Origin of the sequence: Acinetobacter sp. NIOH-H-8, assembly GCF_046635365.1 — a bacterium.
Classification (GTDB): Bacteria; Pseudomonadota; Gammaproteobacteria; order Pseudomonadales; family Moraxellaceae; genus Acinetobacter.
Window position 1 is genome coordinate 1 of the sequence record NZ_JBHDVN010000028.1, and the last position, 24,772, is coordinate 24,772.

Annotated in this window: 34 protein-coding genes and 1 pseudogene; 27 read left to right on the forward strand and 8 right to left on the reverse strand. The window is 44.7% G+C overall.

From position 1 onward, the window contains the following. Nucleotides 1-157 precede the first annotated feature (157 nt). Nucleotides 158-2,725 carry a glycerol-3-phosphate 1-O-acyltransferase PlsB gene (plsB, locus tag ACEWB7_RS11200; protein WP_262738429.1) on the reverse strand — a complete coding sequence of 856 codons (2,568 nt, stop codon included), beginning with the start codon at nucleotides 2,723-2,725 and terminating at the stop codon, nucleotides 158-160. A gap of 282 nt (nucleotides 2,726-3,007) precedes the next feature. On the opposite strand from plsB, the gene ACEWB7_RS11205 reads away from it, so the two are divergent. Beyond that, nucleotides 3,008-3,880 (forward strand): acyl-CoA thioesterase, encoded by an 873-nt coding sequence (locus tag ACEWB7_RS11205; RefSeq protein WP_166135531.1) that lies wholly within the window; start codon nucleotides 3,008-3,010, stop codon nucleotides 3,878-3,880. A gap of 143 nt (nucleotides 3,881-4,023) precedes the next feature. Beyond that, nucleotides 4,024-5,262 carry a dicarboxylate/amino acid:cation symporter gene (locus ACEWB7_RS11210; protein ID WP_004786945.1) on the forward strand — a complete coding sequence of 413 codons (1,239 nt, stop codon included), beginning with the start codon at nucleotides 4,024-4,026 and terminating at the stop codon, nucleotides 5,260-5,262. Here ACEWB7_RS11210 and ACEWB7_RS11215 read toward each other — a convergent pair. From ACEWB7_RS11215 to ACEWB7_RS11245, 7 genes are all read right to left on the reverse strand, one after another. Beyond that, nucleotides 5,259-5,693, reverse strand: coding sequence for a VOC family protein (locus ACEWB7_RS11215; RefSeq protein WP_262738427.1), 435 nt, complete (start codon nucleotides 5,691-5,693; stop codon nucleotides 5,259-5,261). The two genes, ACEWB7_RS11210 and ACEWB7_RS11215, sit on opposite strands and share 4 nt — an antisense overlap. A gap of 97 nt (nucleotides 5,694-5,790) precedes the next feature. After that, entirely contained in the window at nucleotides 5,791-6,735 is a 945-nt protein-coding gene (locus ACEWB7_RS11220; RefSeq protein WP_411580773.1) for a metal-dependent hydrolase, read from the reverse strand. Between the two features lie 102 nt (nucleotides 6,736-6,837). After that, complete coding sequence (gene yihA, locus ACEWB7_RS11225) at nucleotides 6,838-7,755, reverse strand: ribosome biogenesis GTP-binding protein YihA/YsxC (RefSeq protein WP_125278969.1); 918 nt, start codon at nucleotides 7,753-7,755, stop codon at nucleotides 6,838-6,840. 93 nt (nucleotides 7,756-7,848) lie between these two features. Continuing rightward, entirely contained in the window at nucleotides 7,849-8,289 is a 441-nt protein-coding gene (locus ACEWB7_RS11230; protein ID WP_004786937.1) for an RrF2 family transcriptional regulator, read from the reverse strand. 89 nt (nucleotides 8,290-8,378) lie between these two features. Continuing rightward, nucleotides 8,379-9,587, reverse strand: a complete 1,209-nt coding sequence (gene hmpA / locus ACEWB7_RS11235; RefSeq protein ID WP_004786935.1) for an NO-inducible flavohemoprotein — start codon at nucleotides 9,585-9,587, stop codon at nucleotides 8,379-8,381. 152 nt (nucleotides 9,588-9,739) lie between these two features. Further along, complete coding sequence (locus ACEWB7_RS11240) at nucleotides 9,740-11,257, reverse strand: DUF853 domain-containing protein (RefSeq protein WP_262738424.1); 1,518 nt, start codon at nucleotides 11,255-11,257, stop codon at nucleotides 9,740-9,742. Between the two features lie 18 nt (nucleotides 11,258-11,275). Further along, nucleotides 11,276-12,478: a PLP-dependent transferase gene (locus ACEWB7_RS11245; protein ID WP_262738423.1), complete on the reverse strand. Its 1,203-nt coding sequence runs from the start codon at nucleotides 12,476-12,478 to the stop codon at nucleotides 11,276-11,278. 162 nt (nucleotides 12,479-12,640) lie between these two features. Between ACEWB7_RS11245 and ACEWB7_RS11250 the strand changes: the two genes are divergently transcribed. The 25 genes and pseudogenes from ACEWB7_RS11250 to rpsM all read left to right on the forward strand — a co-directional run bounded on the left by ACEWB7_RS11250 (nucleotide 12,641) and on the right by rpsM (nucleotide 24,753). Then, nucleotides 12,641-13,375 (forward strand): type 1 glutamine amidotransferase, encoded by a 735-nt coding sequence (locus ACEWB7_RS11250; RefSeq protein ID WP_004786930.1) that lies wholly within the window; start codon nucleotides 12,641-12,643, stop codon nucleotides 13,373-13,375. Nucleotides 13,376-13,649: 274 nt separating this feature from the next. Next, nucleotides 13,650-13,961 (forward strand): 30S ribosomal protein S10, encoded by a 312-nt coding sequence (rpsJ, locus tag ACEWB7_RS11255; RefSeq protein ID WP_000070912.1) that lies wholly within the window; start codon nucleotides 13,650-13,652, stop codon nucleotides 13,959-13,961. 60 nt (nucleotides 13,962-14,021) lie between these two features. After that, complete coding sequence (gene rplC, locus ACEWB7_RS11260; protein ID WP_005233737.1) at nucleotides 14,022-14,660, forward strand: 50S ribosomal protein L3; 639 nt, start codon at nucleotides 14,022-14,024, stop codon at nucleotides 14,658-14,660. An 11-nt stretch (nucleotides 14,661-14,671) separates the two neighbouring features. After that, nucleotides 14,672-15,274 (forward strand): 50S ribosomal protein L4, encoded by a 603-nt coding sequence (gene rplD / locus ACEWB7_RS11265; protein ID WP_004786925.1) that lies wholly within the window; start codon nucleotides 14,672-14,674, stop codon nucleotides 15,272-15,274. Next, a complete protein-coding gene (rplW, locus tag ACEWB7_RS11270; RefSeq protein ID WP_004786923.1) occupies nucleotides 15,271-15,591 on the forward strand; it encodes a 50S ribosomal protein L23 in 321 nt (106 codons plus the stop codon). Before rplD ends, rplW begins: the two co-directional genes overlap by 4 nt. Nucleotides 15,592-15,602: 11 nt before the next feature. Then, nucleotides 15,603-16,427, forward strand: a complete 825-nt coding sequence (gene rplB, locus ACEWB7_RS11275; RefSeq protein ID WP_005233738.1) for a 50S ribosomal protein L2 — start codon at nucleotides 15,603-15,605, stop codon at nucleotides 16,425-16,427. A gap of 19 nt (nucleotides 16,428-16,446) precedes the next feature. After that, nucleotides 16,447-16,722, forward strand: a complete 276-nt coding sequence (gene rpsS / locus ACEWB7_RS11280) for a 30S ribosomal protein S19 (protein WP_004673001.1) — start codon at nucleotides 16,447-16,449, stop codon at nucleotides 16,720-16,722. An 11-nt stretch (nucleotides 16,723-16,733) separates the two neighbouring features. Further along, nucleotides 16,734-17,063: a 50S ribosomal protein L22 gene (rplV, locus tag ACEWB7_RS11285; protein WP_001982638.1), complete on the forward strand. Its 330-nt coding sequence runs from the start codon at nucleotides 16,734-16,736 to the stop codon at nucleotides 17,061-17,063. A gap of 1 nt (nucleotide 17,064) precedes the next feature. Continuing rightward, nucleotides 17,065-17,881, forward strand: a pseudogene (gene rpsC, locus ACEWB7_RS11290) (30S ribosomal protein S3). Continuing rightward, nucleotides 17,821-18,234: a 50S ribosomal protein L16 gene (rplP, locus tag ACEWB7_RS11295; RefSeq protein WP_004786917.1), complete on the forward strand. Its 414-nt coding sequence runs from the start codon at nucleotides 17,821-17,823 to the stop codon at nucleotides 18,232-18,234. Before rpsC ends, rplP begins: the two are co-directional and overlap by 61 nt. Continuing rightward, nucleotides 18,234-18,431 (forward strand): 50S ribosomal protein L29, encoded by a 198-nt coding sequence (rpmC, locus tag ACEWB7_RS11300; protein ID WP_004786915.1) that lies wholly within the window; start codon nucleotides 18,234-18,236, stop codon nucleotides 18,429-18,431. The genes rplP and rpmC overlap by 1 nt, the downstream gene beginning before the upstream one ends. Continuing rightward, nucleotides 18,428-18,685: a 30S ribosomal protein S17 gene (gene rpsQ, locus ACEWB7_RS11305; protein WP_004786913.1), complete on the forward strand. Its 258-nt coding sequence runs from the start codon at nucleotides 18,428-18,430 to the stop codon at nucleotides 18,683-18,685. The genes rpmC and rpsQ overlap by 4 nt, the downstream gene beginning before the upstream one ends. A gap of 91 nt (nucleotides 18,686-18,776) precedes the next feature. Continuing rightward, a complete protein-coding gene (gene rplN / locus ACEWB7_RS11310; protein ID WP_001982634.1) occupies nucleotides 18,777-19,145 on the forward strand; it encodes a 50S ribosomal protein L14 in 369 nt (122 codons plus the stop codon). 9 nt (nucleotides 19,146-19,154) lie between these two features. Further along, nucleotides 19,155-19,472, forward strand: a complete 318-nt coding sequence (gene rplX, locus ACEWB7_RS11315) for a 50S ribosomal protein L24 (RefSeq protein WP_004786911.1) — start codon at nucleotides 19,155-19,157, stop codon at nucleotides 19,470-19,472. A gap of 16 nt (nucleotides 19,473-19,488) precedes the next feature. Beyond that, nucleotides 19,489-20,025, forward strand: a complete 537-nt coding sequence (gene rplE, locus ACEWB7_RS11320; protein ID WP_004786908.1) for a 50S ribosomal protein L5 — start codon at nucleotides 19,489-19,491, stop codon at nucleotides 20,023-20,025. Between the two features lie 9 nt (nucleotides 20,026-20,034). Continuing rightward, nucleotides 20,035-20,340: a 30S ribosomal protein S14 gene (gene rpsN, locus ACEWB7_RS11325; protein WP_004786907.1), complete on the forward strand. Its 306-nt coding sequence runs from the start codon at nucleotides 20,035-20,037 to the stop codon at nucleotides 20,338-20,340. A 12-nt stretch (nucleotides 20,341-20,352) separates the two neighbouring features. Beyond that, nucleotides 20,353-20,748, forward strand: coding sequence for a 30S ribosomal protein S8 (gene rpsH / locus ACEWB7_RS11330; RefSeq protein WP_004786905.1), 396 nt, complete (start codon nucleotides 20,353-20,355; stop codon nucleotides 20,746-20,748). 13 nt (nucleotides 20,749-20,761) lie between these two features. Continuing rightward, on the forward strand, nucleotides 20,762-21,295 hold the full coding sequence (gene rplF, locus ACEWB7_RS11335; protein ID WP_004786903.1) for a 50S ribosomal protein L6: 534 nt from the start codon (nucleotides 20,762-20,764) through the stop codon (nucleotides 21,293-21,295). A 14-nt stretch (nucleotides 21,296-21,309) separates the two neighbouring features. Then, nucleotides 21,310-21,660 carry a 50S ribosomal protein L18 gene (rplR, locus tag ACEWB7_RS11340; RefSeq protein WP_004281497.1) on the forward strand — a complete coding sequence of 117 codons (351 nt, stop codon included), beginning with the start codon at nucleotides 21,310-21,312 and terminating at the stop codon, nucleotides 21,658-21,660. Between the two features lie 2 nt (nucleotides 21,661-21,662). Then, entirely contained in the window at nucleotides 21,663-22,160 is a 498-nt protein-coding gene (gene rpsE / locus ACEWB7_RS11345) for a 30S ribosomal protein S5 (RefSeq protein ID WP_004786901.1), read from the forward strand. Between the two features lie 6 nt (nucleotides 22,161-22,166). Beyond that, the gene (rpmD, locus tag ACEWB7_RS11350) at nucleotides 22,167-22,343 is read left to right on the forward strand and encodes a 50S ribosomal protein L30 (protein WP_004786899.1); all 177 of its coding nucleotides are present in this window, start codon (nucleotides 22,167-22,169) and stop codon (nucleotides 22,341-22,343) included. Between the two features lie 3 nt (nucleotides 22,344-22,346). Further along, entirely contained in the window at nucleotides 22,347-22,787 is a 441-nt protein-coding gene (rplO, locus tag ACEWB7_RS11355; RefSeq protein ID WP_004786897.1) for a 50S ribosomal protein L15, read from the forward strand. 45 nt (nucleotides 22,788-22,832) lie between these two features. After that, nucleotides 22,833-24,152, forward strand: coding sequence for a preprotein translocase subunit SecY (gene secY / locus ACEWB7_RS11360; RefSeq protein ID WP_171505548.1), 1,320 nt, complete (start codon nucleotides 22,833-22,835; stop codon nucleotides 24,150-24,152). Nucleotides 24,153-24,172: 20 nt separating this feature from the next. Beyond that, the gene (gene rpmJ / locus ACEWB7_RS11365) at nucleotides 24,173-24,289 is read left to right on the forward strand and encodes a 50S ribosomal protein L36 (RefSeq protein WP_000867907.1); all 117 of its coding nucleotides are present in this window, start codon (nucleotides 24,173-24,175) and stop codon (nucleotides 24,287-24,289) included. A 107-nt stretch (nucleotides 24,290-24,396) separates the two neighbouring features. Beyond that, complete coding sequence (gene rpsM, locus ACEWB7_RS11370; RefSeq protein WP_004786893.1) at nucleotides 24,397-24,753, forward strand: 30S ribosomal protein S13; 357 nt, start codon at nucleotides 24,397-24,399, stop codon at nucleotides 24,751-24,753. The last annotated feature ends 19 nt before the right edge of the window (nucleotides 24,754-24,772 follow it).

The window sequence follows — 24,772 nt, forward strand, 5'->3', positions numbered from 1 at the left end:
AATAATTCAAGTGAATTTGTTTGAAAGAAGAACTTTAAAAGCTTTATTTTCATCCGATAAAATACCCATAAAACAAGAGGAAGCTCAAATGAGCTTCCTCTTGTGAAAAATTGTGGGACAGCAATGGCCAAAACCTCTCTTTTTCTTTAAGTAAACTTTACTTTTTCTTGCGTTTCGCACGTTTCTTGGCTTGTTCAGCCGCAACCGCTTCTAGTGCTTCTTTCAACTCTTCATCGGTAAAGGAGGTGATGTGATGCAGCATTTGCAGCTTCACTTCATCCAGTACCAGATCTGCATACTGCGCAACATTGGTCAGCTGCTCATCATAGACAATGGCATTGTCTTCGTTGGTACAAATATAGCCTTTTTGCGTCAGAACCTTAATAAAGCTTTGGAATAAGGCTTTGTCAAAGAATTCTGGTGAGTTGAATTCATACAGTACAGAAAGACGTTGCCCCACCAGATGACTCAGTTCTTCTACCTGACGGGTTGAAATATTGCCTGGCCCACGCTGAGTGATCAAAGCCAGTGTCATATAGTAACGTTCCAGACTTTGGGTCACTGGAGCAGCCAGAACTTCAAGCTGGTGATGCGCTTCAGTATTCGGTGCTGGCGCTACCAGATTTTCACCATCTGCACTGATCAGATTGGTTGTAAGTAAAGCATCGATATAAGCATCAACATGTTGCTGAATTTCGTCTTCTTTCCATTTCAGGAATAGCTCAGCTTTCAGGAATGGATAGAGTGTACTGCTAGCGTTGATCGCATCTTCACGGCGAATCATGCCATTGTGTTCTACCAGTGCCGCAATCAGGGACGGCAATACAAAGCTATGCACGATGTTATTACGGAAATAAGTCAGCAATACGGCCTGATTATCTTCAATGGCAATGATATCGCCCAGAACGTGTTTCACCCGTTTAATCAGCTTGAGCTTCATTGCATAGGCAATAATCTCTTTACCTGAAAGTGAGGTAATTTGCATACGCTCATCATAAGGTAAAGCCACCAGCAGATTACGGTAGGTATCCAGCTGCTTGATACAGATTTCTTCGTCCAGCGTATGTTTCGGTGTTGCCAATAAAATAAGTGACAGCAGTGAAACCGGATTCACCACGACTGCACGGTTGATATTTTCCAGAATGGCTTGGGCAGAACTGTTGACTGCATCGGATACTGGCTGCGGAATCGGATCATCATTCTTTTCAATTTTGATATGTTCTGCACCATGCTGTTTCAGGATGTCATCCAGAAATACCGGTTCACCGAAATTCAGATGGACCTTGCCAAAAATACGTTCAATTTTGCGCAAGGTTTTCAGGATGCCAAAAATAGATTCTGCTTCTTTCGGCTTGCCATTCATCTCACCGACATAAGTACCACCTTCCATCAGGCGTTCATAGCCGATATAAGTCGGAACAAAGACAATTGGCTTAGCTTTGCCACGTAAATGACCATGTACGGTCATCGCCAGCATGCCGGTTTTTGGTGGCAGCAGACGACCAGTACGTGAACGGCCACCTTCGATAAAGTATTCCAGTGGAGTATTACGCGACAGCACGCTATACAGATATTCTTTAAATACGGTGGTATAGAGTGCATTACCGCGGAAGGTACGACGGATAAAGAAAGCACCACCACCCCGTAAGATCTGACCCACAAATGGCATGTTCAGGTTATCGCCTGCCGCAATATAAGGCACCATCAGACCACGACGATAAATCACATAAGACAATAATAAATAGTCGATATGACTGCGGTGACATGGCGTATAGACAATTTCATAATCTTTGGCCAGTTCACGCACGGTACTGAAATTATGTACTTCCACGCCGTCATAGAGCTGGGTCCATAAACGGGTCAGGGCTTTATCGGCGAAACGTACGGTAGAGTGAGAGTAGTCCGATACAATTTCATTCAGATAGCCAATCGCACGACGTTCTGCTTCCAGCATACTGATTTTGCTGCGGATGCTTTCATTACGAATAGCCGCCTGTACATCCGGAGATTTAATCAGGCCATGCATCACATTACGGCGATCTGACAGGTCAGGGCCGAGGATCACTTCACGCTGTGCATCCAAATAGTCATTCAGACGGCTGACAATATAGGTCGCTGGCGCTGAATTTGGATAAGTTTCTTTGGCAAATTCCATGAGGGCGCGCAAAGATTGTGGCTCATGAAACTCCAGATAAGACTGGCGACCATGCAGACCGATATTGACCAGCTGTTTGACCCGGCTTGGCGTAGACCAAGTATCGGTAAATAAAAGCTTGAACCAAGAATCTTCTTTTTCAGGATCACGGCCCCAAAGTACAGTCACCGGTACCAGTTCCACATCCAGTTCGGGATTTTTTTCTAGGACTTCAATCAGGCGTAACAGGCGTGGAGGAAAAGCATGTGGTGGTGAGCTAAGCAGATTATTCTCATCATGATGCTGCAGGAACAGCACCGAAGCCTTTTCCTTGCTGTCACCAATCTGTAGAGGGTCAAGCGCGGGCGGCATGTTTAAACGGCGAGTTTCCGCATCGACCACCAATGCATTACTGCGTGAATGATTCTGCAAGATATAGCAGACGATTTTCTGCTGTGCTGCCGGAGTTTGGTCAGCAGTAGGAGTTGTCACTTCACTTGGTACTTCCCCAAGAACATGCGGGGTGACCACAAGATCAAGTAGCTTACTTGAAAGCTTGCGATACATTTGACCAAAGCCACTCTTGGACATAGTTACTCCTAATTTTACTGACCAAAACTACAGAATTTCTGAGGGAATTTATTTTGATTGATTATAAAAACAAACAATATGTCATTTTCTGACAAATTCAATCGAAGTGGTTCAATTTTAGCGCGAAAGCAGATGTTTTTCCTAGTAAGTTGCAAGATCAGTTGACAGAACAGTCAATCAATCTTTAGAAGATTGCTTGGATTTTATGGCAGAATATTCAGAATAAATTGTATAGATTTATTTCTACACTTCTGGATCTTGCCAATATCACACAGGTTGCTTATGAATGCCTTAACACAGGAACTGGTCGAGCTGCTCAGTTTAGAAAAGTTAGAAGAAAATATTTTCCGGGGAATTAGCCGTAATCTGGTAGGCAAGCGCGTATTTGGTGGGCAGGTTCTGGGACAGGCCCTGCGTGCTGCGTCTTATACCACAGATCGTCCTGCACATTCATTGCATGCCTATTTCCTGTTTGGTGGCGATGTCAATGCACCGATCATTTATGAAGTGGACCGTATCCGTGATGGCAAAAGTTTCGTCAGCCGTCAGGTTCGTGCCATTCAGCATGGCCGTACTATCTTCATGTGTATGGTTTCCTTTGCGCATCAGGAAGAAGGTCTGAACTATCAGATTTCAGAACCTGAGTATCCACCAGCAGAAAGCCTGAAAAATGAAGCAGAGCTCACCCGGCAGATTATTGAATTTATTCCGGAAAATGTGCGTGCTTCTTTCATGCGTGACCGTCATGTCGAAATTCGCCCTGTAATGCCAGTGAATCCATTCCAGCCGCAACCGGAAGCGCCAAATTATGCGCACTATATCCGTACTCATGGAAAGATCGCTACAGAAGTGGATGAAATTTCCTTGCATCAGGCGATTGCTGCTTTCTATTCGGACTTTACCCTAATGACCACAGCGCTGCGTCCGCATGGTTTAAGTTATCTGTCTCCAAGCTTGCAATGTGCCAGTATTGATCATGCCATGTATTTCCATAAACCATTCCGGGTAGATGAATGGATGTTATACGACATGGATGCTACTCAAAGTGCCAGTTCACGTGGTCTGAACTTTGGCCGCATGTGGCAAAATGGTGAGCTGGTCTGCAGTACCACACAAGAAGGCCTGATCCGTTTACGTGAAATTGAAACCCAGTAAAGCATACTTTTAATTTAAATAAAGCCGGATCCCAGATCCGGCTTTATACATTTTTAAGCACGGCTCTTTATAAAAAATTACTCGATTCTCCAGCACTTGCATGGCATAGTGCCCTTAAGATCAATATTAAAAATGCATGTGAAATGAGCTTAAATACGCAGATTTTAATTGCCGCCGTATTGGGGGTACTGTTTGGATTTTTACTGACTTTATTTCCGCAAAGCACATTTTTTGATGTCGGCCTGTACGGGATTGGAATTGCCAGCAGCCTTTTTATTGGCCTGCTGAAAATGATTTTGATTCCCCTGATTTTTACCTCAATTGTGGTTGGGGTCTCTAATCTGCAGGCGGGGGGGCAGCTGAGTCGAACCTGGAAAATTACTTTGCTGTGCTGTGTGACCACCACCTCATTGGCACTGATTTTAGGGCTAACCTGTGCGCATCTGTTTAATGTGGGGAGAGGTGTGGATGTGGTGATGTTTCAGGATGCTATGGCTCAGCATCAGACTCCTGATACTTTAACGCCGTCGTCTTTCTTTACTAATTTTATTCAGAATACCCTGATCAATCCCTTTAAGGCCTTTGCTGATGGCAATGTTTTGGCCGTTGTGATTTTTGCTCTGTTTATCGGTGTGGCGCTGGTCGCAGGTGGAGACAGCTTCCGTACTGTGCGTAAGCTGAGTCACCAGTTTTTTGACATCATGATGTTGATGATTGGCTGGATCATGAAACTGGCACCGATTGGGATTTTTGCATTACTCGCCAAGTTAATTGCCACTGAAGATATTTCAGTGCTGAGCCGTCTGGCCGAGTTTGCGGCAGTGGTGACAGGCACTACGATTTTCCACGGAATAGTGGTGTTGCCGTTATTGCTATGGATCTTCGGAAAAATGAATCCGCTGACCTTTTTTAAAGGCACCCGTAGTGCATTAATTACTGCCTTTGCCACCAGCTCCAGTTCGGCAACCATGCCGATTTCTTTAAAATGCGCGCAGGAGAACCTGGGCGTACGTCCGCAAACAGCCGGTTTTGTGATTCCTCTTGGCACGCAGCTGAATATGGATGGAACGGCACTTTATGAAGCTGCAGCAGCTTTGTTTATTGCCAATCTGATGGGGCTGGATTTAACCTTAGGTCAGCAGCTGGTGGTTTGTGCCACGGCAATGATTGCGTCATTAGGTGCACCGGGCATTCCAAGCGCCGGCATGGTCACCATGATCATGGTACTGCAATCAGTGGGTTTACCTGCTGAAGCGATTGCGATTCTACTTCCGATTGACCGTCTGCTGGATACCGTACGTACAGTAGTAAACGTGCAGGGCGATATGATGATTAGTGTGGTGGTAGATCGACATACCCGCGAGCCTGAAGTGCCGGTTTAATCTTTGTCTAATTCAGCTTTATCTAAGTCCGGATTCCAGACAATTTCCCAGAGATGACCATTGGGATCCTGAAAATAACCTGCATATCCGCCATAAAAAGTCGTGTGTGCAGGTTTAATAATTTTAGCGCCGGCACGTTCAGCCTGTGCCATTGCCTGGTCGACTTCTAAGGGATTATAGACATTATGCCCCAGAGTCATTTGCGTCGGACAGATTGGGCTTGGCTCCAGACCGGTATCTTGCTGGATACTACGCTGTGGCCATAAGGCAAGCTTAAGACCAGGTTGTAATTGAATAAAAGCCACCGCGCCATATTCAAACTCTTCACCCATAATTCCTTCACTGGGAAAACCCAGTCCATCACGGTAAAAGCGTAATGAAGCTTCCAGATCGAGCACACCGAGGGTAATCACAGAAATCCGTGCTTGCATAAGTCCCTCCTGATTATGATTGTTATATTTCTATCTTAGGATAAATAAAAAGCAGGGAAGCGATCCCTGCTGTTAGAAATTGTAATAACAGGCAAGCTTAAGCGACTTTGAGAGTAGCGCGTTTGGCTGCCTGTGAATGGTTGAGATAATGCAGCGCATCATCGGTACTGCCTTCATGCACCGGATCATACCAAGGCATTAAATAACCGAGCTGTTGGGATACTAACCACAGCGGGTTAGGCAGAAGGCGGTTATCTGACTGGGAAATACGCAACCATTCTTTCCAGATCCAGGGTTTATATACGGCTGGCTTATACTGCTTGAAACGTGAATCCTGCGATAACAGATGTGCAGCACCATCCACCCAAAGGCCAATTACACCAATAATGACCACCACACTTAGATAATAACGGGCAATATAGCCGCCGCCCAGGTGACGATATAAATCAAAAGCCACACTACGATGCTCGATTTCTTCAGCACCATGCCATTTCACCAGATCCAGCATATTCGGATCAGCACCCAGACGTTCCCATTCAGTATTGTAGAGTGCGTATTTACCCAGGACACAGGTCATATGTTCTACTGTTGCAATAATACCGAGACGGAACAGATCCCATTGGTGTTCTAAGATTTTAGGAATTTTGAGACCGAATGGCTGATCGGCGAGCAGCTTGTTAAATAGGAAATGCATGATGTGCAGATTGCGCTGGATATCAATCTGACGTTCAGATAAATATTCTTTATTGGCCGAATTATGCGCTTGGGCATGCATGGCTTCCTGACGGATAAATGCCTGCACATCATGCTTTAATTTTTCGTCAGTGATCTGGGGGAGGACTTTGTTATATAAACGGCAGAACCAGAATTCACCCGCGGGCAGAATATTGTTAATTTCATTGACGAAGTAACTGGCAAAGGGCTGATCAGGAATCCAGTCGACTGGAGTGTCTTGCCATTCAAAGCTGACTTTGCGAGGCTGGATAAAATAGGAAATGGAAGAGCCAATTCTTGTTGTTTTGAAGCGCGAAAGTAAAGACATGGTGTGAATCCATCACTGCTTGATCAAGACAGTATGAAAAAAATATCCCGAATTGCAGCAGGCAATACGGGACATTCTTTTATCCGATGAAACACATTCGGCTTATTTTTGTGGATCCTGTTCGACAATCTTTGTTGGATCGACTTCCACAGGCGCGTCCAGATCATTCAGTTCACTGGCACTGACTTCATGAGCGCTGTTGGTCTCATCTTCATCTTCTAATAATTCAATTGGTTCATCAGCTTCGTTTAAATCATGCATTGAAGCTTCAGGAATGCTGTCCAGATCAAATTCAGGTGCTTGATTCAAAGTGAAGTTCAAACGCCCGCCCATCACACTGGCCAGTTCTTCCAGACCTTGCTTGTTTAGAGAAGAAAACAGTTGAATCGAGAAATCCAGCTTCATCTTTTTCAGTTTGGCTTTCACTTCTTGTAGCGCTTTCGAAGCAGGGCCACGGTTCAGCTTGTCGGCTTTGGTCAGCAGCACATGTACGAATAATTTACGTGAATACGCCCATTCCAGCATCATCACATCAAAGTGTTGTAGCGGATGACGGATATCCATCAGCAACACCAGACCTTGCAGGCTCTTGCGGTGAATCAGATAGTTTTCCAGTTCTTTCTGCCAGACAATTTTCATGGCTTCTGGGACCGCTGCATAGCCATAACCCGGTAAATCGACCAGACGCTGATCCGGATTGCCAAGGCTAAAGAAGTTGATCATCTGGGTACGGCCTGGTTTTTTGGACGCACGGGCCAACTGTTTCTGATTGGTCAGGGCATTGATGGCACTCGATTTACCCGCATTGGAACGGCCAGCAAAAGCCACCTCATAACCGGTATCTTCTACACACAAGCTGAGCTTGGGTGCACTCATCAGGAACTCAGCTTTGCGTAACCAGTTGAGGGCTTGTACCGAATATTCAGTAATGGCTGGATCGACCTTTTTTTCATAGCTGATCTTTTGCTTTGGGGCATTTGATGCCTTACTGTTTTTCGACTTTCCTCTGCTGTGATGCATGGCTCAACTTCAATGACTAATTATACAAGAAGCTATTATAAAGGAAGTCGGGCGGGCAAGCGAACTTTAGAATTGCCCAATAGAATAAGGGTATTAGAGATTGATCAGGCTAATTGGTGACTGGATACTAAAATGTTCCTTGGTCGGTTCAACGACATCACCCAGAATATATTGATCCAGACTGGTGTAGAACTGCTCCACAGCCTGATCCAGAATGCCTTTTAATCCGCAATTGGTACGTAATACACAGGGTGGATCATTACATTCCACAATCTGGTTGTCACGTTGCAGAATACGCACAATCTGTCCTAGCTGAACTTTCAGGGCAGCCGGATTAAGACGGATTCCACCGCCTTTACCGCGAGAGGTAATGAGCCAGTCCTGTTTCGCCATAAAGTAGGCAATTTTCATGGCATGGTTCTGTGAAATCTGTAAGCGCTCCGCCAGCTCGGCAATCGTATAAGGCAGATCGCGGGGTTGTGCAACATACATCAGTATGCGCAGCGCATAGTCAGTAAATTTATTCAGTTGCATGATAATACTGATGTTTTTGATGAAAAAAATTAGGGTTAGTCTAGCATACCAGACTAACCCTCTGTTTTTATTTTAAGCTGAAGAAGCAGTTAGTGGCGTACACCACCTGTGCCAAAGGCTTCGCTATGAATGTTCTCAGCAGGAATTCCGCGAGCGACAAGCGCCTTTTGCTGTTCAGCCATAAATGGCATTGGGCCACAGAGATAGTAGTCTGCATTGGCTGGTAATAATGCGCTATCTACAGTGCTTAAGTCCAGTCGACCGGCAACATCATAATCCTCGCCCAGTTTATCGCTTGGGTGCGGGAATTCATAAGCAGTCATTGTGCTTAAACGTGGATATTTGGCTTTCAGGTCATGAATATGCTGTTTCATCGCATGAACCTGTTTGCTACGGCAGGCATGGATGAAAGTCACAGGTTGTGGCATGTCCAGAGTCACCAGCTGGTTTAGCATGGCCACCATTGGAGTCAGGCCTACACCGCCACTGATAAACACATTACGTTTGTTCGGATCGATCAGGTAGAAGTTACCTGTTGGTGCAGAGACTTCAATTTCTGAACCTTCTGGAAGGCTATGTAAAGTATTCGATACCCAGCCTGGAACCATGTCGCCTTTCTGATCTTCACGTTTCACGGAAATACGCAGGTAATCCGCTTGTGGGCAAGTTGACAGGGTGTATTGGCGTGGCTGTCTCAGGTTCAGCTCAGGTACAAATACACGTACTGAAATGTATTGGCCGGCTTCATATTTTGGTAATGGACCGCCGTCGACTGGAGCCAGGTAGAAAGAAGTGATTTCGTCACTTTCCACGACTTTCTTGGCAATCTTGAAGTTGCGCCAGCCTAACCAGCTGCCTTTAGTCTGTTCATGCTGATCATAGATCGCTTTTTCAGTGGCAATGAACAGATCCGCCAGTTGACCGTACGCTGCAGCCCAAGCATCAATCAGTGGATCATCCATCGAAATGTTCAGCACTTCACTGATCGAATGTAAAAGGTTTTCCCCAACAATACCGTAGTCCGGTGCCTTAATGTTTAAGCTCACGTGCTTGTGTGCGATCAGCTCAACCACGGGTAACAGCACAGATGGATCTTCGATATTTTCAGCATAAGCCAGAACCGCACCTGCCAAGGCTTGTGCTTGAGCTCCACTGCGTTGATGTCCCATGTTAAAGGTTTCTTTCAAATCAGGATTATTGCCTAGCATGCGGTTATAGAAATAACCGGTCAGGGCAACCCCATTTTCACGAAGTACAGGAACAGTGGCTTTTACAAGGTCAATTTGCTGTGGAGTCATAGCTGATCTCTCATGGCTGTTATTTATAAGATGTATTTAAAATACATCTTATAAAGTGCTTTTACAATATAGTAAAAGCATAAAACCATAAAAAAATTATGGGATATAAAAATATCCCATAAAAATGATGTTTTCGATCGGAGAAAGGAAGGTTATTTGCGCCCGAAGAGGGAACCTAATAGACCACGCACAATTTTCTGTCCGGTACTACCACCTAGACTACGTGCTGCACTTTTGGCAAAGGTACCTACAATATCCTGTGTGAGTTTTTCACGTTGCTTGACTGCACGTTCAGCTTCTTTTTGCTGTTCACGTGCCAAACGTTCCTGTTCCTTGGCTTGCTGCTTGGCAAGTTCCGCGGCTTGAATCTGCTGCTGACGTTCCAGTACTTTTTGCTGCAGCATCTCATGTGCACTGTCACGGTCAACTTCCTGCTCATAAATACCAGCGACAATGCTTTGTTGCATCAGTGCCTTACGTTCTTCTAGTGTAATTGAGCTAAAAGAAGAATGTGGGGGCATGATCCAGCCACGTTCCACAATCTGTGGAGTCCCTTTTTCATCCAGACAGCTAATCAGCGCTTCACCCACAGCAAGTTCAGTAATCGCTTCCTGCACTTTAAATTCTGGATTGGCACGGAAGGTATCTGCTGCCGTTTTGACTGCCTTCTGGTCTTTAGGTGTGAAAGCGCGTAAGGCATGCTGAATACGGTTGCCGAGTTGTCCTAATACGCTTTCAGGTAAGTCGAGTGGATTCTGGGTGACAAAATAAATCCCCACACCTTTGGAGCGGATCAGACGCACGACCTGTTCAATCTTTTCCTGCAGGGCGGGGCTGGCATTATCAAAGAATAGGTGGGCTTCATCAAAGAAGAACACCAGTTTCGGTTTGTCCAGATCACCCACTTCTGGTAACTGTTCAAATAACTCTGACAGCATCCATAGCAGGAAAGTGGCGTACAACTTCGGTGTATTCATCAGCTTGTCGGCAGCCAGCAAATTGATATTGCCGCGGCCTTGGCTATCCGTTTGCAGGAAATCCATCAGGTCGAGTGCTGGCTCGCCAAAGAATTTATCCCCGCCTTGATCTGCAAGCGCCAATAAATTGCGTTGAATCGCACCGAGGCTGGCGGGGGAGAGATTGCCATATTCCGCTTTAAAGTCTGCAGCATGTTCGCTGACATAACTCAGCATGGCTTTCAGGTCTTTAAAATCGATCAGTAACAAGCCCTGATCGTCGGCAATTCGGAAGACTGCCGAGAGAACGCCTTCTTGCGTGTCATTCAGGTTCAGGATGCGGGCAAGCAAGAGTGGCCCAATTTCAGAAATCGTAGTACGGACCGGATGGCCTTGTTCACCAAACAGATCCCAGAATACGACCGGCGAAGCTTCAAAAGGAATCGAATCAATATTCAGACTTTTAATACGTTCATCAAACTTAGGATTACTTTCGCCTGGCTTGGCCAGGCTGGAAACATCGCCTTTGGCATCGGCAAGGAACACGGGTACACCAATGTGAGAAAAGTTTTCTGCCAAAACTTTCAAGGTTACCGTTTTGCCGGTTCCGGTCGCGCCGGCAATCAGTCCGTGACGGTTGGCAAGCTGTGAGTGCAGTACAATATCTTGCGTAGTATCACTGGTTTTTTTTGCAATAATGATTGGTGTACCCATAAATTTTCCTGTTGTTATTTATTCATTTTTAAGTTTTTTCATTTCTTGTAGTGCATGCTGAATATCTTCAATTAGATCTTCCGGATGTTCCAGACCAATACAGAAACGAACCAGAAAACCCTCCTTCAAATGTGAATGTTCAAGCACACGCATTTCTTTTAAGTTATATAGCATGACCAGACTGACAGGACCACCCCAGCTAAAGCCAAGCTTAAACAGTTTTAAGCTGTCACAGAAATTGCGAATATCTTGCAACTTGTAGTTATTGTCAAAAATCACGCTGACCAGTCCGGCACTGTGTCCTTGCTTGCAAATTTCTTTCCAGTTTTTATGGCCAGCATTGTCAGTATCAGCCGGATGTAAGACCTGAACAAATTCTGGTTGCTGTTTGAGCCAGTCTAATAAAGTTAAGCAGCTTTGTGATTGATGTTCATATCGGAGTTGCATCGATGCCAGACTTCGTTGTACCTGAGCGACATCATCACCTGATACTGAAATACCCTGAATGGCATGGGCACGGAACAATTTGTGATGTAATTCTTTATCGCGGGTAACCACTGAACCCATCAGGATATCACCGCCACCACTTGGATATTTAGTCAGGGCATGCACGGTCATATCGACACTTAAGTGTTCATTGCCGAAATCAAAAGCATTAAAGGCAAGACCTGCACCCCAGGTATTATCCAGCGCAGTGAGAATGTTGTTAGCTTGAGCTTTCTTGACCAAGCGACTTAAATCGGGAAATTCTAAAGTCACGGAACCCGCCGCTTCAAGCCAAAGTAGTTTGGCTTTTTCCGAGGGCTGAAAAGTATCCGCATCTATCGCATTATAGACTTTGACCTGAATACCATAGCGGTTTTCCAAATTACGTAAATGTTCCATGTTTGGACCATAGATATTATCTGCAACCCACACTTCATCGCCTTGGCTTAAAAAACAAGAATTCACGAGATTAATCGCGGATAAACCACTCGGTGCCAGCAAGCAATATTGACCGCCTTCGATCTGGGCTATGCTATCGCCTAAGGTAAATGTCGTCGGTGTACCATGCGTGCCATAGCTATAGTCATAGTCATCAGTCCAGTGGCGATTAAATAGGGCATCAGTATTGTTAAAGATGATGGTGGATGCACGAAACAGGGGAGGTTGAATACTGGAAATATATTGCGGGGCCTTTCGTGGTGCATGAATCAGCGCTGTTTGAGGATTTTTTTTCACGTGAATGCTCTTAAATGTAATCAAATATTGCTTTAGCTTAAGAGAATCTCATTATTGCTGCCAGTTATGTTGTGAAATGTTGAAAAAAATGACATTGCTAAAAAGTTGGCTTCATTTTTGCAAAACCTAAAATCAGAGAGCTACAACAAAAGGTTTAGGCGCATGAAGTCGCAGTTAAAAGTACATTATTTTCAGCATATTGCTGGCGAGGGTTTTGGTAGTTGTATTGATTTTTTAAAGCAGCATCAGGCGCAAATTACTGCGACTGAATTCTTTGCTTTACCCGTCGATCGTCCACTGGATATTGAAGCTTTGCCATCAGTCGATGAAGTTGATTTGCTGATCATCATGGGAGGCACCATGAGTGTCAATGATGAGGCAAATTATCCATGGCTCAAGATCGAAAAACGCTGGTTACGCCGTTATCTTTCTCAAGGCAAACCGGCGATTGGCCTATGTTTAGGTGGGCAGCTGATTGCCAATGCCTTGGGTGCGGCCGTCAGCCGTAACCAGGAGCAGGAGTTAGGCTGGACCACGGTACGCAAAGTCGCGCATGTACCCGAGGATTGTTTTATTTTACCTGAACAGTTTGAAATTATGCAGTGGCATAGTGAAACCTTTGAACTGCCTAAAGGAGCGATTCATCTGGCAGAAAATGAAGCCTGTCGTAATCAGATGTATCAACTCGGCAAGAATGTCTTGGGGTTCCAGTTTCATCCGGAAATCACCCCGGAAACTTTAAAGCTGTTTTTGGAAAATGAAGAAGAAATTTCACAATTTTCTGGAAAATATGTACAGGACATACAACAACTGAAAAGAACAACCAAAAATAATTTTATCCAAGGAAATCAAATACTAAATCAAGCTATTCAGTATGTTTTGGAAAAAACAGCCTAGTGAGTAAAAAATAAACAATTGATTTCCCGAATAAATTGAAATACAGCAAGAAAAACCGTAAAAGGGATTTGCTTATGCAATAAACAATGGCTATAATAAGCGACCCTTCGAGAGGAAGGGGGTTAACTGCGAAGAAAGTAGTTAACTATCGTTACAGTCGTGGCATCGATCACGACCTTAGTGATATTTCACTGCTCTTGACACTTGCCTTAAAATAGTGGGGTGAGATGCGTCAAGAGTGATTCTTTATATATTTGGCTTGGAGTTAACTGGTATGTCTAACCAGAGAATTCGTATCCGTCTTAAGTCTTTTGATCACCGTCTTATTGATCAATCAGCTCAAGAAATCGTAGAAACAGCAAAACGTACTGGCGCACAAGTTTGTGGTCCAATTCCAATGCCTACACGCATTGAACGTTTTAACGTTTTAACATCACCACACGTTAACAAAGATGCGCGTGACCAATACGAGATCCGCACTTACAAACGTTTGATCGACATCGTTCAACCTACAGACAAAACTGTAGATGCATTGATGAAGTTAGATCTTGCAGCTGGTGTTGATGTTCAGATCGCATTGGGTTAAGGCTTTCGGGTTAATTAACGCTCTAAGTTAATTAGGCCGCTTTTTTAGAGGTTTATGCACATGGCTATTGGTTTAGTCGGTCGCAAGTGCGGTATGACACGTATCTTTACAGATGCTGGTGTTTCTGTGCCTGTTACAGTGATTGAGGTTGATCCTAACCGCATCACTCAAATCAAAACGCTTGAAACTGATGGTTATCAAGCGATTCAAATCACTACTGGTGAACGTCGCGAATCTCGCGTAACTAACGCTCAGAAAGGTCACTTCGCGAAAGCTGGTGTTGCTGCTGGTCGTCTGGTTCAAGAATTCCGCGTTTCAGAAGCTGAGCTTGAAGGTCGTGAAGTTGGCGCTACTATCGGTGTAGATCTGTTCACAGTGGGTCAAATTGTTGACGTAACTGGTCAGTCTAAAGGTAAAGGTTTCCAAGGTGGTGTTAAGCGTTGGAACTTCCGTACTCAAGACGCTACTCACGGTAACTCTGTTTCTCACCGTGTTCTAGGTTCTACAGGTCAAAACCAGACTCCTGGTCGCGTGTTCAAAGGCAAAAAAATGGCTGGCCATTTAGGTGCTGAACGCGTAACTGTACAGGGTCTTGAAATTGTATCTATCGACGCAGAACGTTCAGTTCTAGTAGTTAAAGGTGCGATTCCTGGCGCTACTGGTGGCGACGTAACTGTTCGTCCTACGATCAAGGCCTGAGGGGAAATAACGTGAATTTAAATACTGTTTCCGGCTCTGCTGTTGAATTATCAGAAGTTGCGTTCGGTCGTGAATTTAATGAAGCTCTTGTACACCAAGTTGTTACAGCTTACTTAGCTGGTGGTCGTCAAGGTTCTAAAGCTCAGAAATCACGTGCAGACGTTTCTGGCGGTGGTAAAAAACCATTCCGTCAAAAAGGTACTGGCCGCGCTCGTGCTGGTTCTATTCGTAGCCCAATCTGGGTTGGCGGTGGTAAAACTTTTGCTGCTCGTCCACAAGACTGGTCTCAAAAAGTAAACCGTAAAATGTACCGCGGTGCTATGCAATGCATCCTGGCTGAACTTGTTCGTCAAGATCGCTTAGTTCTAGTTGAAGAGTTTGCTGTTGCAGCTCCAAAAACTAAAGAATTGCTTGCAAAACTTAACGACTTGAATGCTACTCGTGCATTGATCGTTACTGATGCTGTTGATGAGAACTTGTATCTAGCTGCTCGTAACCTTCCACACGTTGATGTGGTTGATGCGACTGCAATCGATCCTGTTAGCTTGATCGCGTTCGATAAAGTTGTTATGTCTGTAGCTGCTGCTAAGAAAATTGAGGTAGAACTCGGATGAACAACGAACGTTTATATCAAGTCCTTCAAGGACCTGTTTTCTCAGAAAAAGCACAAGTTTTAGGTGAAACTGCTGGTGTTCAAGTATTCAAAGTTGCACTCGATGCAAACAAACTTGAAATCAAAAAAGCAGTTGAACAATTGTTTGGTGTAGAAGTTGTTAAAGTTAACACTACGATCACTAAAGGTAAAACTAAACGCTTTGGTAAAACATTAGGACGTCGTTCTGATGTTAAAAAAGCATACGTCACCCTGAAAGCTGGCCAAGATGTTGAAATGGCTGACTTGGGCGATGCCGCTGAAAGCGCAGCGGAATAAGGACGAAAACTATGCCTATTCAAAAATGTAAGCCAACGTCTCCAGGACGTCGCTTTGTAGAGAAAGTGGTTCATGATCACCTTCACAAAGGCGCGCCTTATGCTCCACTAGTTGAAGCTAAAAAACGTACTGGCGGCCGTAATAACAACGGTCACATTACGACTCGTCACGTTGGTGGCGGTCACAAACAACACTACCGTTTAATCGACTTCAAACGTAACAAAGACGGCATCCCAGCTGTAGTTGAGCGTATTGAATACGATCCAAACCGTACTGCGCACATTGCGTTGTTGAAGTATGCTGACGGTGAACGTCGCTACATCATCGCGCCTAAAGGTTTACGCGCTGGTGATTCAGTTCAATCTGGTAACGATGCTCCAATCCGTCCAGGTAACTGCTTGCCACTTCGTAACATGCCTATCGGTTCTACTCTTCACAACATCGAACTTAAAATCGGTAAAGGCGCGCAGTTAGCTCGTTCAGCTGGTACTTCTGTTCAGTTGTTGGGTCGTGACGGTTCTTACGCTATCGTTCGTCTTCGTTCAGGCGAGATGCGTAAAATTCATGTTGAATGCCGCGCTGTGTTAGGTGAAGTATCTAACTCAGAAAGCAACCTTCGCTCACTTGGTAAAGCTGGTGCATCACGCTGGCGTGGTGTTCGTCCTACCGTTCGTGGTATGGCGATGAACCCAGTTGATCACCCACACGGTGGTGGTGAAGGGCGTAACAAAGGTATTCAACCTGTAAGCCCATGGGGTCAAAAAGCTAAAGGGTACAAAACACGTACCAACAAGCGTACGACTAAGATGATTATTCGCGACCGTCGCGTTAAGTAACAAGTAAAGGAATCTGACAATGCCTCGTTCTCTGAAAAAAGGCCCATTCGTCGATGCGCACTTGTTCGCTAAGGTTGAAGCGGCTATCGCGGCTAATAACCGTAAGCCGATCAAAACTTGGTCGCGTCGTTCGATGATCCTCCCGGATTTTGTTGGTTTAACAATTTCTGTACACAATGGCCGTAACCATGTTCCAGTGATCATCTCTGAACATATGGTTGGACACAAGCTTGGTGAATTTGCACCGACTCGTACCTACCGTGGTCACGGTGTTGACAAGAAATCTAAACGTTAATAGGTGCTATGATGGAAGTAACTGCTAAATTACGCGGTGCCGCTATCTCGGCACAAAAAGCTCGTTTGGTTGCAGATCTTATCCGCGGCAAATCTGTTGCGCACGCTCTTAACATCTTAAACTTCAGCAACAAAAAAGCTGCAGTATTGGTTAAGAAAGCGTTGGAATCTGCAATTGCAAACGCTGAACATAATAACAGTTTAGATGTAGACGACCTTAAAGTTTCTACGATCTACGTTGATGAAGGCATGAGCCTGAAACGTATTATGCCACGTGCTAAAGGCCGTGCAGATCGTATTACTAAGCGTACTTGTCACATCACCGTTAAGGTAGGGGTTTGATATGGGTCAGAAGGTTCATCCAATCGGTATCCGCCTAGGTGTTGTGAAACGTCATAACGCTAACTGGTATGCGAGTCCGAAACAATACGCTGAATACTTGCTTAAAGATTTGCAAGTTCGTGAGTTTTTAACTAAAAAACTTAAGAATGCAATGATCAGCAATATTCTTATCGAACGTCCAACAGGCGCTGCTAAAGTAACTATTAGCACTGCTCGTCCTGGTATCGTAATCGGTAAAAAAGGCGAAGACATTGAGAAATTACAACGCGAATTAACATCTATTATGGGTGTTCCTGCGCAAGTAAGTATCAACGAAATTGATCGTCCAGACTTAGACGCGCGTCTAGTTGCTGAAGCTATCGCTTCTCAACTGGAAAAACGTGTAATGTTCCGTCGTGCTATGAAGCGTGCGGTTCAAAACACTATGCGTGCTGGTGCGAAAGGTATCAAAGTAGAAGTTTCAGGCCGTTTAGGTGGTGCTGAGATTGCTCGTACTGAATGGTATCGTGAAGGTCGTGTACCTCTACATACTCTTCGTGCAGATATCGACTACGCGACTATGCGTGCTGAGACTACTTACGGTACGATTGGTGTTAAAGTTTGGATCTTCCGTGGTGAGATCTTGGGTGGCATGAAACAAGTCATGAACCCAGCTCCAGCTGAAGAACGTCCAGCTAAACGCGGTCGCGGTCGTGGTGAAGGTCAAGAGCGTCGTGGTCGTCGCAATGATCGTTCTGCTGAAAAAGGAGAATAATCCATGTTGCAACCTAAACGTACTAAATTCCGTAAGGTGCAAAAAGGCCGTAACACTGGTCTAGCTCACCGCGGTAGCTCAGTATCTTTTGGTACTATCGCACTTAAATCAATTGAACGTGGTCAAATGACTGCACGTCAAATTGAAGCAGCGCGTCGTACAATTAGCCGTCGTATTAAACGTGGTGGTAAAATCTTTATCCGTGTATTCCCGGACAAGCCAATTACTTCTAAACCACTTGAAGTGCGTATGGGTAAAGGTAAAGGTTCTGTGGAATACTGGGTTTGCCAAATCAAACCAGGTAAAGTCTTGTACGAAATTGATGGTGTTAACGAAGACCTAGCTCGCGAAGCATTCACGCTTGCTGCTGCTAAACTTCCGTTTAAAACCACTATCGTGACTCGGACGGTAATGTAATGAAAACTAAAGATCTACGTGAAAAGTCGGTAGAAGAGTTGACAGCTTTGCTTGATGAGCAACAGCTAAACCAATTCCGTCTTCGTATGGCGAAAGCAACTGGTCAATTGGGTAAATCGCACGAAGTGCAATTGACTCGCAAGACTATTGCTCGTATCAAGACCCTCCTTACCGAAAAACAGGGGAACGGACAATGAGTGAAAATACAGTCCGCACGTTAACAGGCAAAGTAGTAAGCGACAAGATGGAAAAATCTATCGTTGTTCTTATCGAACGCCGTGTTCAACACCCGTTGTATGGCAAATCAATCCGCCGTTCAACAAAATTACATGCTCATGATGAGAACAACACAGCTAAAGTTGGCGACGTTGTAACCATTAAAGAAAGCCGCCCAATGTCTAAAACTAAGTCATGGACTTTAGTTGAAGTTGTTGAAGCAGCTGCTGAGTAATTAACGTTCTTGTTGCATCATCGGTCAATTTCGAGTACTCTTTGAGCCTTTCGAAATTGTGACCGGTGATGCTCGGTTTTGGAGTAGGGCAATGATTCAGACCGAAACTATGCTCGACGTAGCAGACAACAGTGGTGCTCGCCGCGTACAATGTATTAAAGTACTTGGTGGTTCACATCGTCGTTATGCTTCTGTTGGCGACATTATTAAAGTTACTGTAAAAGAAGCAATTCCACGCGCACGTGTTAAAAAAGGTGACGTGATGAATGCAGTAGTTGTACGTACAAAATTCGGTATCCGTCGTCCAGACGGTTCAGTTATTCGTTTCGACGATAACGCTGCTGTTATTTTGAACAACAACAAAGCGCCGATTGCAACTCGTATTTTCGGACCAGTGACTCGTGAACTTCGTACTGAACAGTTCATGAAAATTATTTCATTGGCTCCTGAAGTTCTATAAGAGGCGATCATGGCTAAGATTAAAAAAGGCGATCAAGTAATTGTGATCGCAGGTAAAGAAAAAGGCAAACAGGGTACTGTTCTGTCTGTTTCTAATGACCGCGTTAAGGTTGAAGGCCTTAACTTGGTGAAGAAGCATCAAAAGCCGAACCGTGTTACTGGCGCTGAAGGCGGCATCGTAACTCAAGAAGCTTCGCTTCACATTTCAAACGTGGCAATTTTTAATGCTACAACCCAAAAGGCTGACCGTGTTGGTTACCAAACGATTGACGGCGTGAAAACTCGCGTATTCAAATCTAATGGTGAATCAGTGGCGGTAGCGAAGTAATAGGTTGAAAAAGGCAATGGCCAGACTTAAAGCACGTTACAACGACGAACTTAAAGCTCAATTAAAAGAACAATTGGGAATTAAGAATGTGATGGAGATCCCTCGCATCACTAAAATCACTATCAACATGGGTGTTGGTGCAGCTTCTGCTGACAAGAAACTCCTTGATGGTGCTCTTTCTGATATGCAAGCTATCGCTGGTCAAAAACCAGTTCTTACGTTAGCTCGTAAATCTATCGCTGGTTTCAAAATCCGTGATGGTTGGCCGATTGGTTGTAAAGTTACTTTACGCGGCGAACGTATGTACGAATTCTTAGACCGTCTGATCTCGATTGCGATTCCTCGTATCCGTGACTTCCGTGGTTTCTCTGCGAAATCATTTGATGGTCGTGGTAACTACTCAATGGGTCTTAAAGAACAGATCATGTTCCCTGAGATCGATTTTGACAAGATTGACCGTATTCGTGGTATGGACATTACCATCACTACGACTGCTCGCACCGATGACGAAGGCCGTGCGCTAATGCGTGCATTCGGCTTCCCGTTCAAATAAGAGGTCGAAATGGCTAAGAAAAGTATGATTAATCGCGAATTGAAACGCGAAGCTACTGTTGCTAAATACGCTGCAAAACGTGCTGAATTAAAAGCAATTATTGCAAACGTAAATGCTTCAGATGAAGAACGTTTCGATGCGATGATGAAATTACAGGCATTACCACGTAATGCATCTCCAGTACGTCTACGTAACCGTTGTGGTTTAACTGGTCGTCCTCATGGTTACTTCCGTAAGTTCGGCTTAAGCCGTAACATGGTACGCGATAAAGTAATGCAAGGTGATGTACCTGGCGTTGTTAAGGCAAGCTGGTAAGGAGCACTATAAATGAGTATGCAAGATACCGTTGCCGACATGCTAACACGTGTTCGTAACGCACAAATGGCAAAGAAACAAACTGTTTCTATGCCTAATTCTAAGTTGAAAGTTGCGATTGCTAACGTACTTCAACAAGAAGGTTATATTTCAAACGTAGAAGTTGCTGAAGTTGAAGGCAAAGCAACTCTTACTTTGACTTTAAAATATTTTGAAGGCAAGCCAGTTATCGAAACTGTGAAACGCGTAAGCCGTCCAGGTCTACGTCAGTATCGCGGTAAAGATGCACTTCCAAGCGTTAAGCAAGGTTTAGGTATTGCAATTGTTTCTACAAGCAAAGGCATCATGACTGATCGCGCTGCACGTGCTGCAGGCGTTGGTGGTGAAGTTATTGCTTTTGTTTCTTAATAGGTGATTCCTCATGTCTCGTGTGGCTAAAGCCCCAGTAACTGTACCTAACGGTGTAACAGTTACTCAGAACGGCCGGCAGGTCGAAGTGAAAGGCAGCAAAGGTACATTGTCTTTCAACCTGCATGCGCTGGTCGAGCTAAAACAGGAAGACGGTACTCTAGTTATTGCTCCTAAAGCTGAATCTAAAGACGCTTGGATGCAAGCTGGTACTGCTCGCGCTGTGCTTAACAACCTTGTAAAAGGTGTAAGCGAAGGTTTCGAACGTAAGTTACAACTTATCGGTGTTGGTTATAAAGCTGCGGTTAAAGGTAACGTTGTTAACCTTAACCTTGGTTTCTCTCACCCGATCGACTATACGCTTCCTGAAGGTGTAACTGCTGAAACTCCAACTGCAACTGAAATCGTACTTAAATCTGCTGATAAAGCAGTTCTAGGTCAAGTCGCTGCAGATATCCGTGGTTACCGTCCACCAGAGCCTTATAAAGGTAAAGGTGTTCGTTATTCTGACGAAGTTGTACTTCGTAAAGAAGCTAAGAAGAAATAAGGCGCGAGGTTCTTATGAACGAAAAGAAACAATCCCGTTTGCGTCGTGCGAAAAGCACACGCTTGCACATCCGTGCATTGGGTGCGACTCGTTTGTGTGTAAACCGCACTCCGCGTCACATCTATGCTCAAGTTATCTCAGCAGATGGTGGCAAAGTATTAGCGCAAGCTTCTACTCTAGACGCTACTTTACGTGCGGGTACTACTGGTAACGTTGAAGCAGCACAAAAAGTAGGTGCTTTAATCGCAGAACGCGCTAAAGCAGCTGGTGTTACTAAAGTTGCATTTGACCGTTCTGGTTTCAAATATCATGGTCGTATCAAAGCCTTGGCTGATGCTGCCCGTGAAAACGGCTTGGAGTTCTAATCATGGCTAAAGTTGAACAAAACGAAGGTCTTGTTGAAAAGCTGGTTGCCGTTGATCGTGTAGCCAAAGTTGTTAAGGGTGGTCGTATCTTCTCTTTCACAGCATTAACTGTTGTGGGTGATGGTAATGGTCGCGTAGGTTTTGGTCGTGGTAAAGCGCGTGAAGTTCCAGCTGCTATTTCTAAAGCACTTGAAGCTGCTCGTCGTAACATGATTACTGTTGACCTTGTTGATGGTACTGTTCAGCACCCTATCAATGCTCGTCACGGTGCAAGCCGCGTTTACATGCAACCTGCTTCTGAAGGTACTGGTGTAATTGCTGGTGGCGCGATGCGTGCAGTTTTAGAAGCTGTTGGCGTACGTAATGTATTAACTAAATGTTATGGCTCTACAAACGCTGCTAACGTAGTAAACGCGACTTTTAACGGTTTGCGTGATATGACTTCTCCTGAGAAAGTTGCTGCGAAACGTGGATTAACAGTAGAACAAATTCAAGGGTAATCAATCATGAAAACGATTAAAGTTACCCAGACTAAATCTGCATCGCACCGCTTGAAAAATCACAAGCTGAGCCTGAAAGGTTTAGGTCTGCGTCGTATTGGTCATACTGTAGAAGTGCAAGATACGCCTTCTAACCGTGGTATGATCAACCAAGTCTACTATATGGTTAGTGTAGAGGAATAAGCCATGACTCTGCGTTTAAATACAATTGCACCTGCAGAAGGTGCTAAGCGTGACAACCTTCGTCTAGGTCGTGGTATCGGTTCTGGCGTTGGTAAGACTGGTGGTCGTGGTATCAAAGGTCAAAACTCACGTAAGAGCGGTGGTACTCGTCCAGGTTTCGAAGGTGGTCAAACTGCACTTTATCGTCGTTTGCCTAAATTCGGTTTCACTAGCCAATTGGCTTTGAAAACTGCTGAAGTACGTTTATCTGAGCTTGCTAAAGTTGAAGGCGACATCGTGTCTCTTGAAACTTTAAAAGCTGCGAACGTTGTACGTAAAGACATGACTCGTGCTCGTATCGTACTTTCTGGTGAAATTACTCGTGCATTCACTGTACAAGGTGTTGCATTGACTAAAGGCGCTAAAGCTGCTGTTGAAGCTGCTGGCGGTAAAGTCGAGGAGTAATCCCCAGTGTCTATGACTCCTAGTTCTTCAGGTCATGTCAACATGATGAAAGGCCAACCATTTCATGTGAAATACCGTGAAATTATTCGTCGAATGATGTTTCTCATTGGTGCGTTGTTGGTGTTTCGACTAGGAGCGCATATTCCAGTACCAGGGATTAATAATGCCGCACTAGAAAATCTGTTTAATGCAAACCAAGGTACCATCCTTGGTTTGTTTAACATGTTTTCGGGTGGTGCATTAGAGCGAATGTCGATTCTTGCTTTAGGGATCATGCCATACATCTCTGCATCGATTATCGTGCAGTTAATGTCTACAGTGGTTCCATCGCTCGAAGCTTTGAAAAAAGAAGGCGAGCAGGGCAAACGTAAGATTAACCAATACACACGACAAGGCACGCTGTTCCTTGCACTTGTGCAAGCAATTGGTATGTGTGCTGGCCTGATCAGCCAGGGAATTACCCTGACCTCTGGTCTGGCTTTTTATGTTCCTGCGGTAACCTCTTTGGTTGCGGGGACCATGTTCTTGATGTGGCTGGGTGAACAGATTACCGAGCGTGGGGTGGGCAATGGTATTTCCATGATCATCTTCGCAGGTATCGTTGCAGGATTGCCGACTTTAGTTATGCAGTCTCTAACTTCAGTTGATAATGGCCAGTCTAGTCTAATTGGATTAGCAATTTTTGGTCTGTTATCGATTGCTGTACTTGCAGCGATTGTGTTTATCGAGAAGGCGCAACGTCGTATTCCGGTGAACTATGCTCAAAAGCAGCAGGGACGTCGTGTATTTACTGCACAGCAAACGCACTTGCCATTAAAAATTAATATGGCGGGTGTAATTCCGGCAATTTTTGCCAGCTCTTTACTTTTGTTCCCAGCGAGCTTAGGTCAGTGGGTTGGTAGTTCGGATCCAAGTGCAGGAATTATCAAGCGTAGTCTACAAGACTTGGCATTGGTGTTATCGCCTGGTCAGCCGTTGTATTTGGTGCTCTTTGGTGCGTTAATTATCTTTTTCTGTTACTTCTATACAGCACTGGTATTTAGTCCTAAAGAAGTGTCAGAGAACTTGAAACGCAGCGGAGCTTACGTGCCTGGTATTCGTCCAGGTGAGCAAACTGCTCGTTACTTAGATCATATTCTCAATCGTTTGACCTTTATCGGCGCGATATACATCACTGTCATCTGTTTAATGCCGATGATTCTGCAAAGCTCTTTTGGTATTCCATTTAGCTTGGGCGGAACATCGTTGCTGATCGTGGTAGTGGTGGTGATGGACTTTATGGCTCAGCTTCAAGCACATCTCACCTCGCACCAGTATGACAATCAAACGTTAATGAGAAAAACGACTGCTCATCCTAAGGGATAAGCGCACTTAGAGGTTTCATCATGAAAGTACAAGCTTCTGTAAAGAAAATTTGTGGTAGCTGTAAAGTTATCCGTCGTAATGGGGTTATCCGCGTAATTTGTAGCGCAGAACCTCGTCATAAGCAGCGTCAAGGTTAATCTGATCAAGACCTGTTGATTTCAGTAGGCGAATTGGGTTATTATCCGCCCCTCAAGATTTTTGTGGGGCGGTTGATTATCTCTACTGCCTTTTTGGAGAAAATTGAATGGCTCGTATTGCCGGTGTAAACATTCCGGATAACAAGCATGCTGTTATCTCTCTAACGTACATCTTTGGTATTGGTCGCCACACTGCTAAGTCAATCTTAGCTGCTGCGGGTATCCCAACTACTACTAAGATCCGTGAATTAGATGACGCTCAGCTTGATGCGATTCGTGCAGAAATTGCCAAGGTTCCGACCGAAGGTGATTTACGTCGCGAAATTTCCATGAACATTAAACGTTTAATGGATTTAGGCTGCTACCGCGGTCTTCGTCATCGTCGCAGCTTGCCTGTCCGTGGTCAACGCACCAAAACTAACGCACGTACCCGTAAAGGTCCGCGCAAACCAATTAAGAAATAAGATTTCTGGAAGCTAAAAG

Coding starts and splice junctions, on each gene's coding strand:
- plsB (WP_262738429.1), bottom strand. CDS start 2,725: ATGTCCAAGAGTGGCTTTGGTCAAATGTATCGCAAGCTTTCAAGTAAG.
- ACEWB7_RS11205 (WP_166135531.1), top strand. CDS start 3,008: ATGAATGCCTTAACACAGGAACTGGTCGAGCTGCTCAGTTTAGAAAAG.
- ACEWB7_RS11210 (WP_004786945.1), top strand. CDS start 4,024: ATGAGCTTAAATACGCAGATTTTAATTGCCGCCGTATTGGGGGTACTG.
- ACEWB7_RS11215 (WP_262738427.1), bottom strand. CDS start 5,693: ATGCAAGCACGGATTTCTGTGATTACCCTCGGTGTGCTCGATCTGGAA.
- ACEWB7_RS11220 (WP_411580773.1), bottom strand. CDS start 6,735: ATGTCTTTACTTTCGCGCTTCAAAACAACAAGAATTGGCTCTTCCATT.
- yihA (WP_125278969.1), bottom strand. CDS start 7,755: ATGCATCACAGCAGAGGAAAGTCGAAAAACAGTAAGGCATCAAATGCC.
- ACEWB7_RS11230 (WP_004786937.1), bottom strand. CDS start 8,289: ATGCAACTGAATAAATTTACTGACTATGCGCTGCGCATACTGATGTAT.
- hmpA (WP_004786935.1), bottom strand. CDS start 9,587: ATGACTCCACAGCAAATTGACCTTGTAAAAGCCACTGTTCCTGTACTT.
- ACEWB7_RS11240 (WP_262738424.1), bottom strand. CDS start 11,257: ATGGGTACACCAATCATTATTGCAAAAAAAACCAGTGATACTACGCAA.
- ACEWB7_RS11250 (WP_004786930.1), top strand. CDS start 12,641: ATGAAGTCGCAGTTAAAAGTACATTATTTTCAGCATATTGCTGGCGAG.
- rpsJ (WP_000070912.1), top strand. CDS start 13,650: ATGTCTAACCAGAGAATTCGTATCCGTCTTAAGTCTTTTGATCACCGT.
- rplC (WP_005233737.1), top strand. CDS start 14,022: ATGGCTATTGGTTTAGTCGGTCGCAAGTGCGGTATGACACGTATCTTT.
- rplW (WP_004786923.1), top strand. CDS start 15,271: ATGAACAACGAACGTTTATATCAAGTCCTTCAAGGACCTGTTTTCTCA.
- rplB (WP_005233738.1), top strand. CDS start 15,603: ATGCCTATTCAAAAATGTAAGCCAACGTCTCCAGGACGTCGCTTTGTA.
- rpsS (WP_004673001.1), top strand. CDS start 16,447: ATGCCTCGTTCTCTGAAAAAAGGCCCATTCGTCGATGCGCACTTGTTC.
- rplV (WP_001982638.1), top strand. CDS start 16,734: ATGGAAGTAACTGCTAAATTACGCGGTGCCGCTATCTCGGCACAAAAA.
- rplP (WP_004786917.1), top strand. CDS start 17,821: ATGTTGCAACCTAAACGTACTAAATTCCGTAAGGTGCAAAAAGGCCGT.
- rpmC (WP_004786915.1), top strand. CDS start 18,234: ATGAAAACTAAAGATCTACGTGAAAAGTCGGTAGAAGAGTTGACAGCT.
- rpsQ (WP_004786913.1), top strand. CDS start 18,428: ATGAGTGAAAATACAGTCCGCACGTTAACAGGCAAAGTAGTAAGCGAC.
- rplN (WP_001982634.1), top strand. CDS start 18,777: ATGATTCAGACCGAAACTATGCTCGACGTAGCAGACAACAGTGGTGCT.
- rplX (WP_004786911.1), top strand. CDS start 19,155: ATGGCTAAGATTAAAAAAGGCGATCAAGTAATTGTGATCGCAGGTAAA.
- rplE (WP_004786908.1), top strand. CDS start 19,489: ATGGCCAGACTTAAAGCACGTTACAACGACGAACTTAAAGCTCAATTA.
- rpsN (WP_004786907.1), top strand. CDS start 20,035: ATGGCTAAGAAAAGTATGATTAATCGCGAATTGAAACGCGAAGCTACT.
- rpsH (WP_004786905.1), top strand. CDS start 20,353: ATGAGTATGCAAGATACCGTTGCCGACATGCTAACACGTGTTCGTAAC.
- rplF (WP_004786903.1), top strand. CDS start 20,762: ATGTCTCGTGTGGCTAAAGCCCCAGTAACTGTACCTAACGGTGTAACA.
- rplR (WP_004281497.1), top strand. CDS start 21,310: ATGAACGAAAAGAAACAATCCCGTTTGCGTCGTGCGAAAAGCACACGC.
- rpsE (WP_004786901.1), top strand. CDS start 21,663: ATGGCTAAAGTTGAACAAAACGAAGGTCTTGTTGAAAAGCTGGTTGCC.
- rpmD (WP_004786899.1), top strand. CDS start 22,167: ATGAAAACGATTAAAGTTACCCAGACTAAATCTGCATCGCACCGCTTG.
- rplO (WP_004786897.1), top strand. CDS start 22,347: ATGACTCTGCGTTTAAATACAATTGCACCTGCAGAAGGTGCTAAGCGT.
- secY (WP_171505548.1), top strand. CDS start 22,833: ATGAAAGGCCAACCATTTCATGTGAAATACCGTGAAATTATTCGTCGA.
- rpmJ (WP_000867907.1), top strand. CDS start 24,173: ATGAAAGTACAAGCTTCTGTAAAGAAAATTTGTGGTAGCTGTAAAGTT.
- rpsM (WP_004786893.1), top strand. CDS start 24,397: ATGGCTCGTATTGCCGGTGTAAACATTCCGGATAACAAGCATGCTGTT.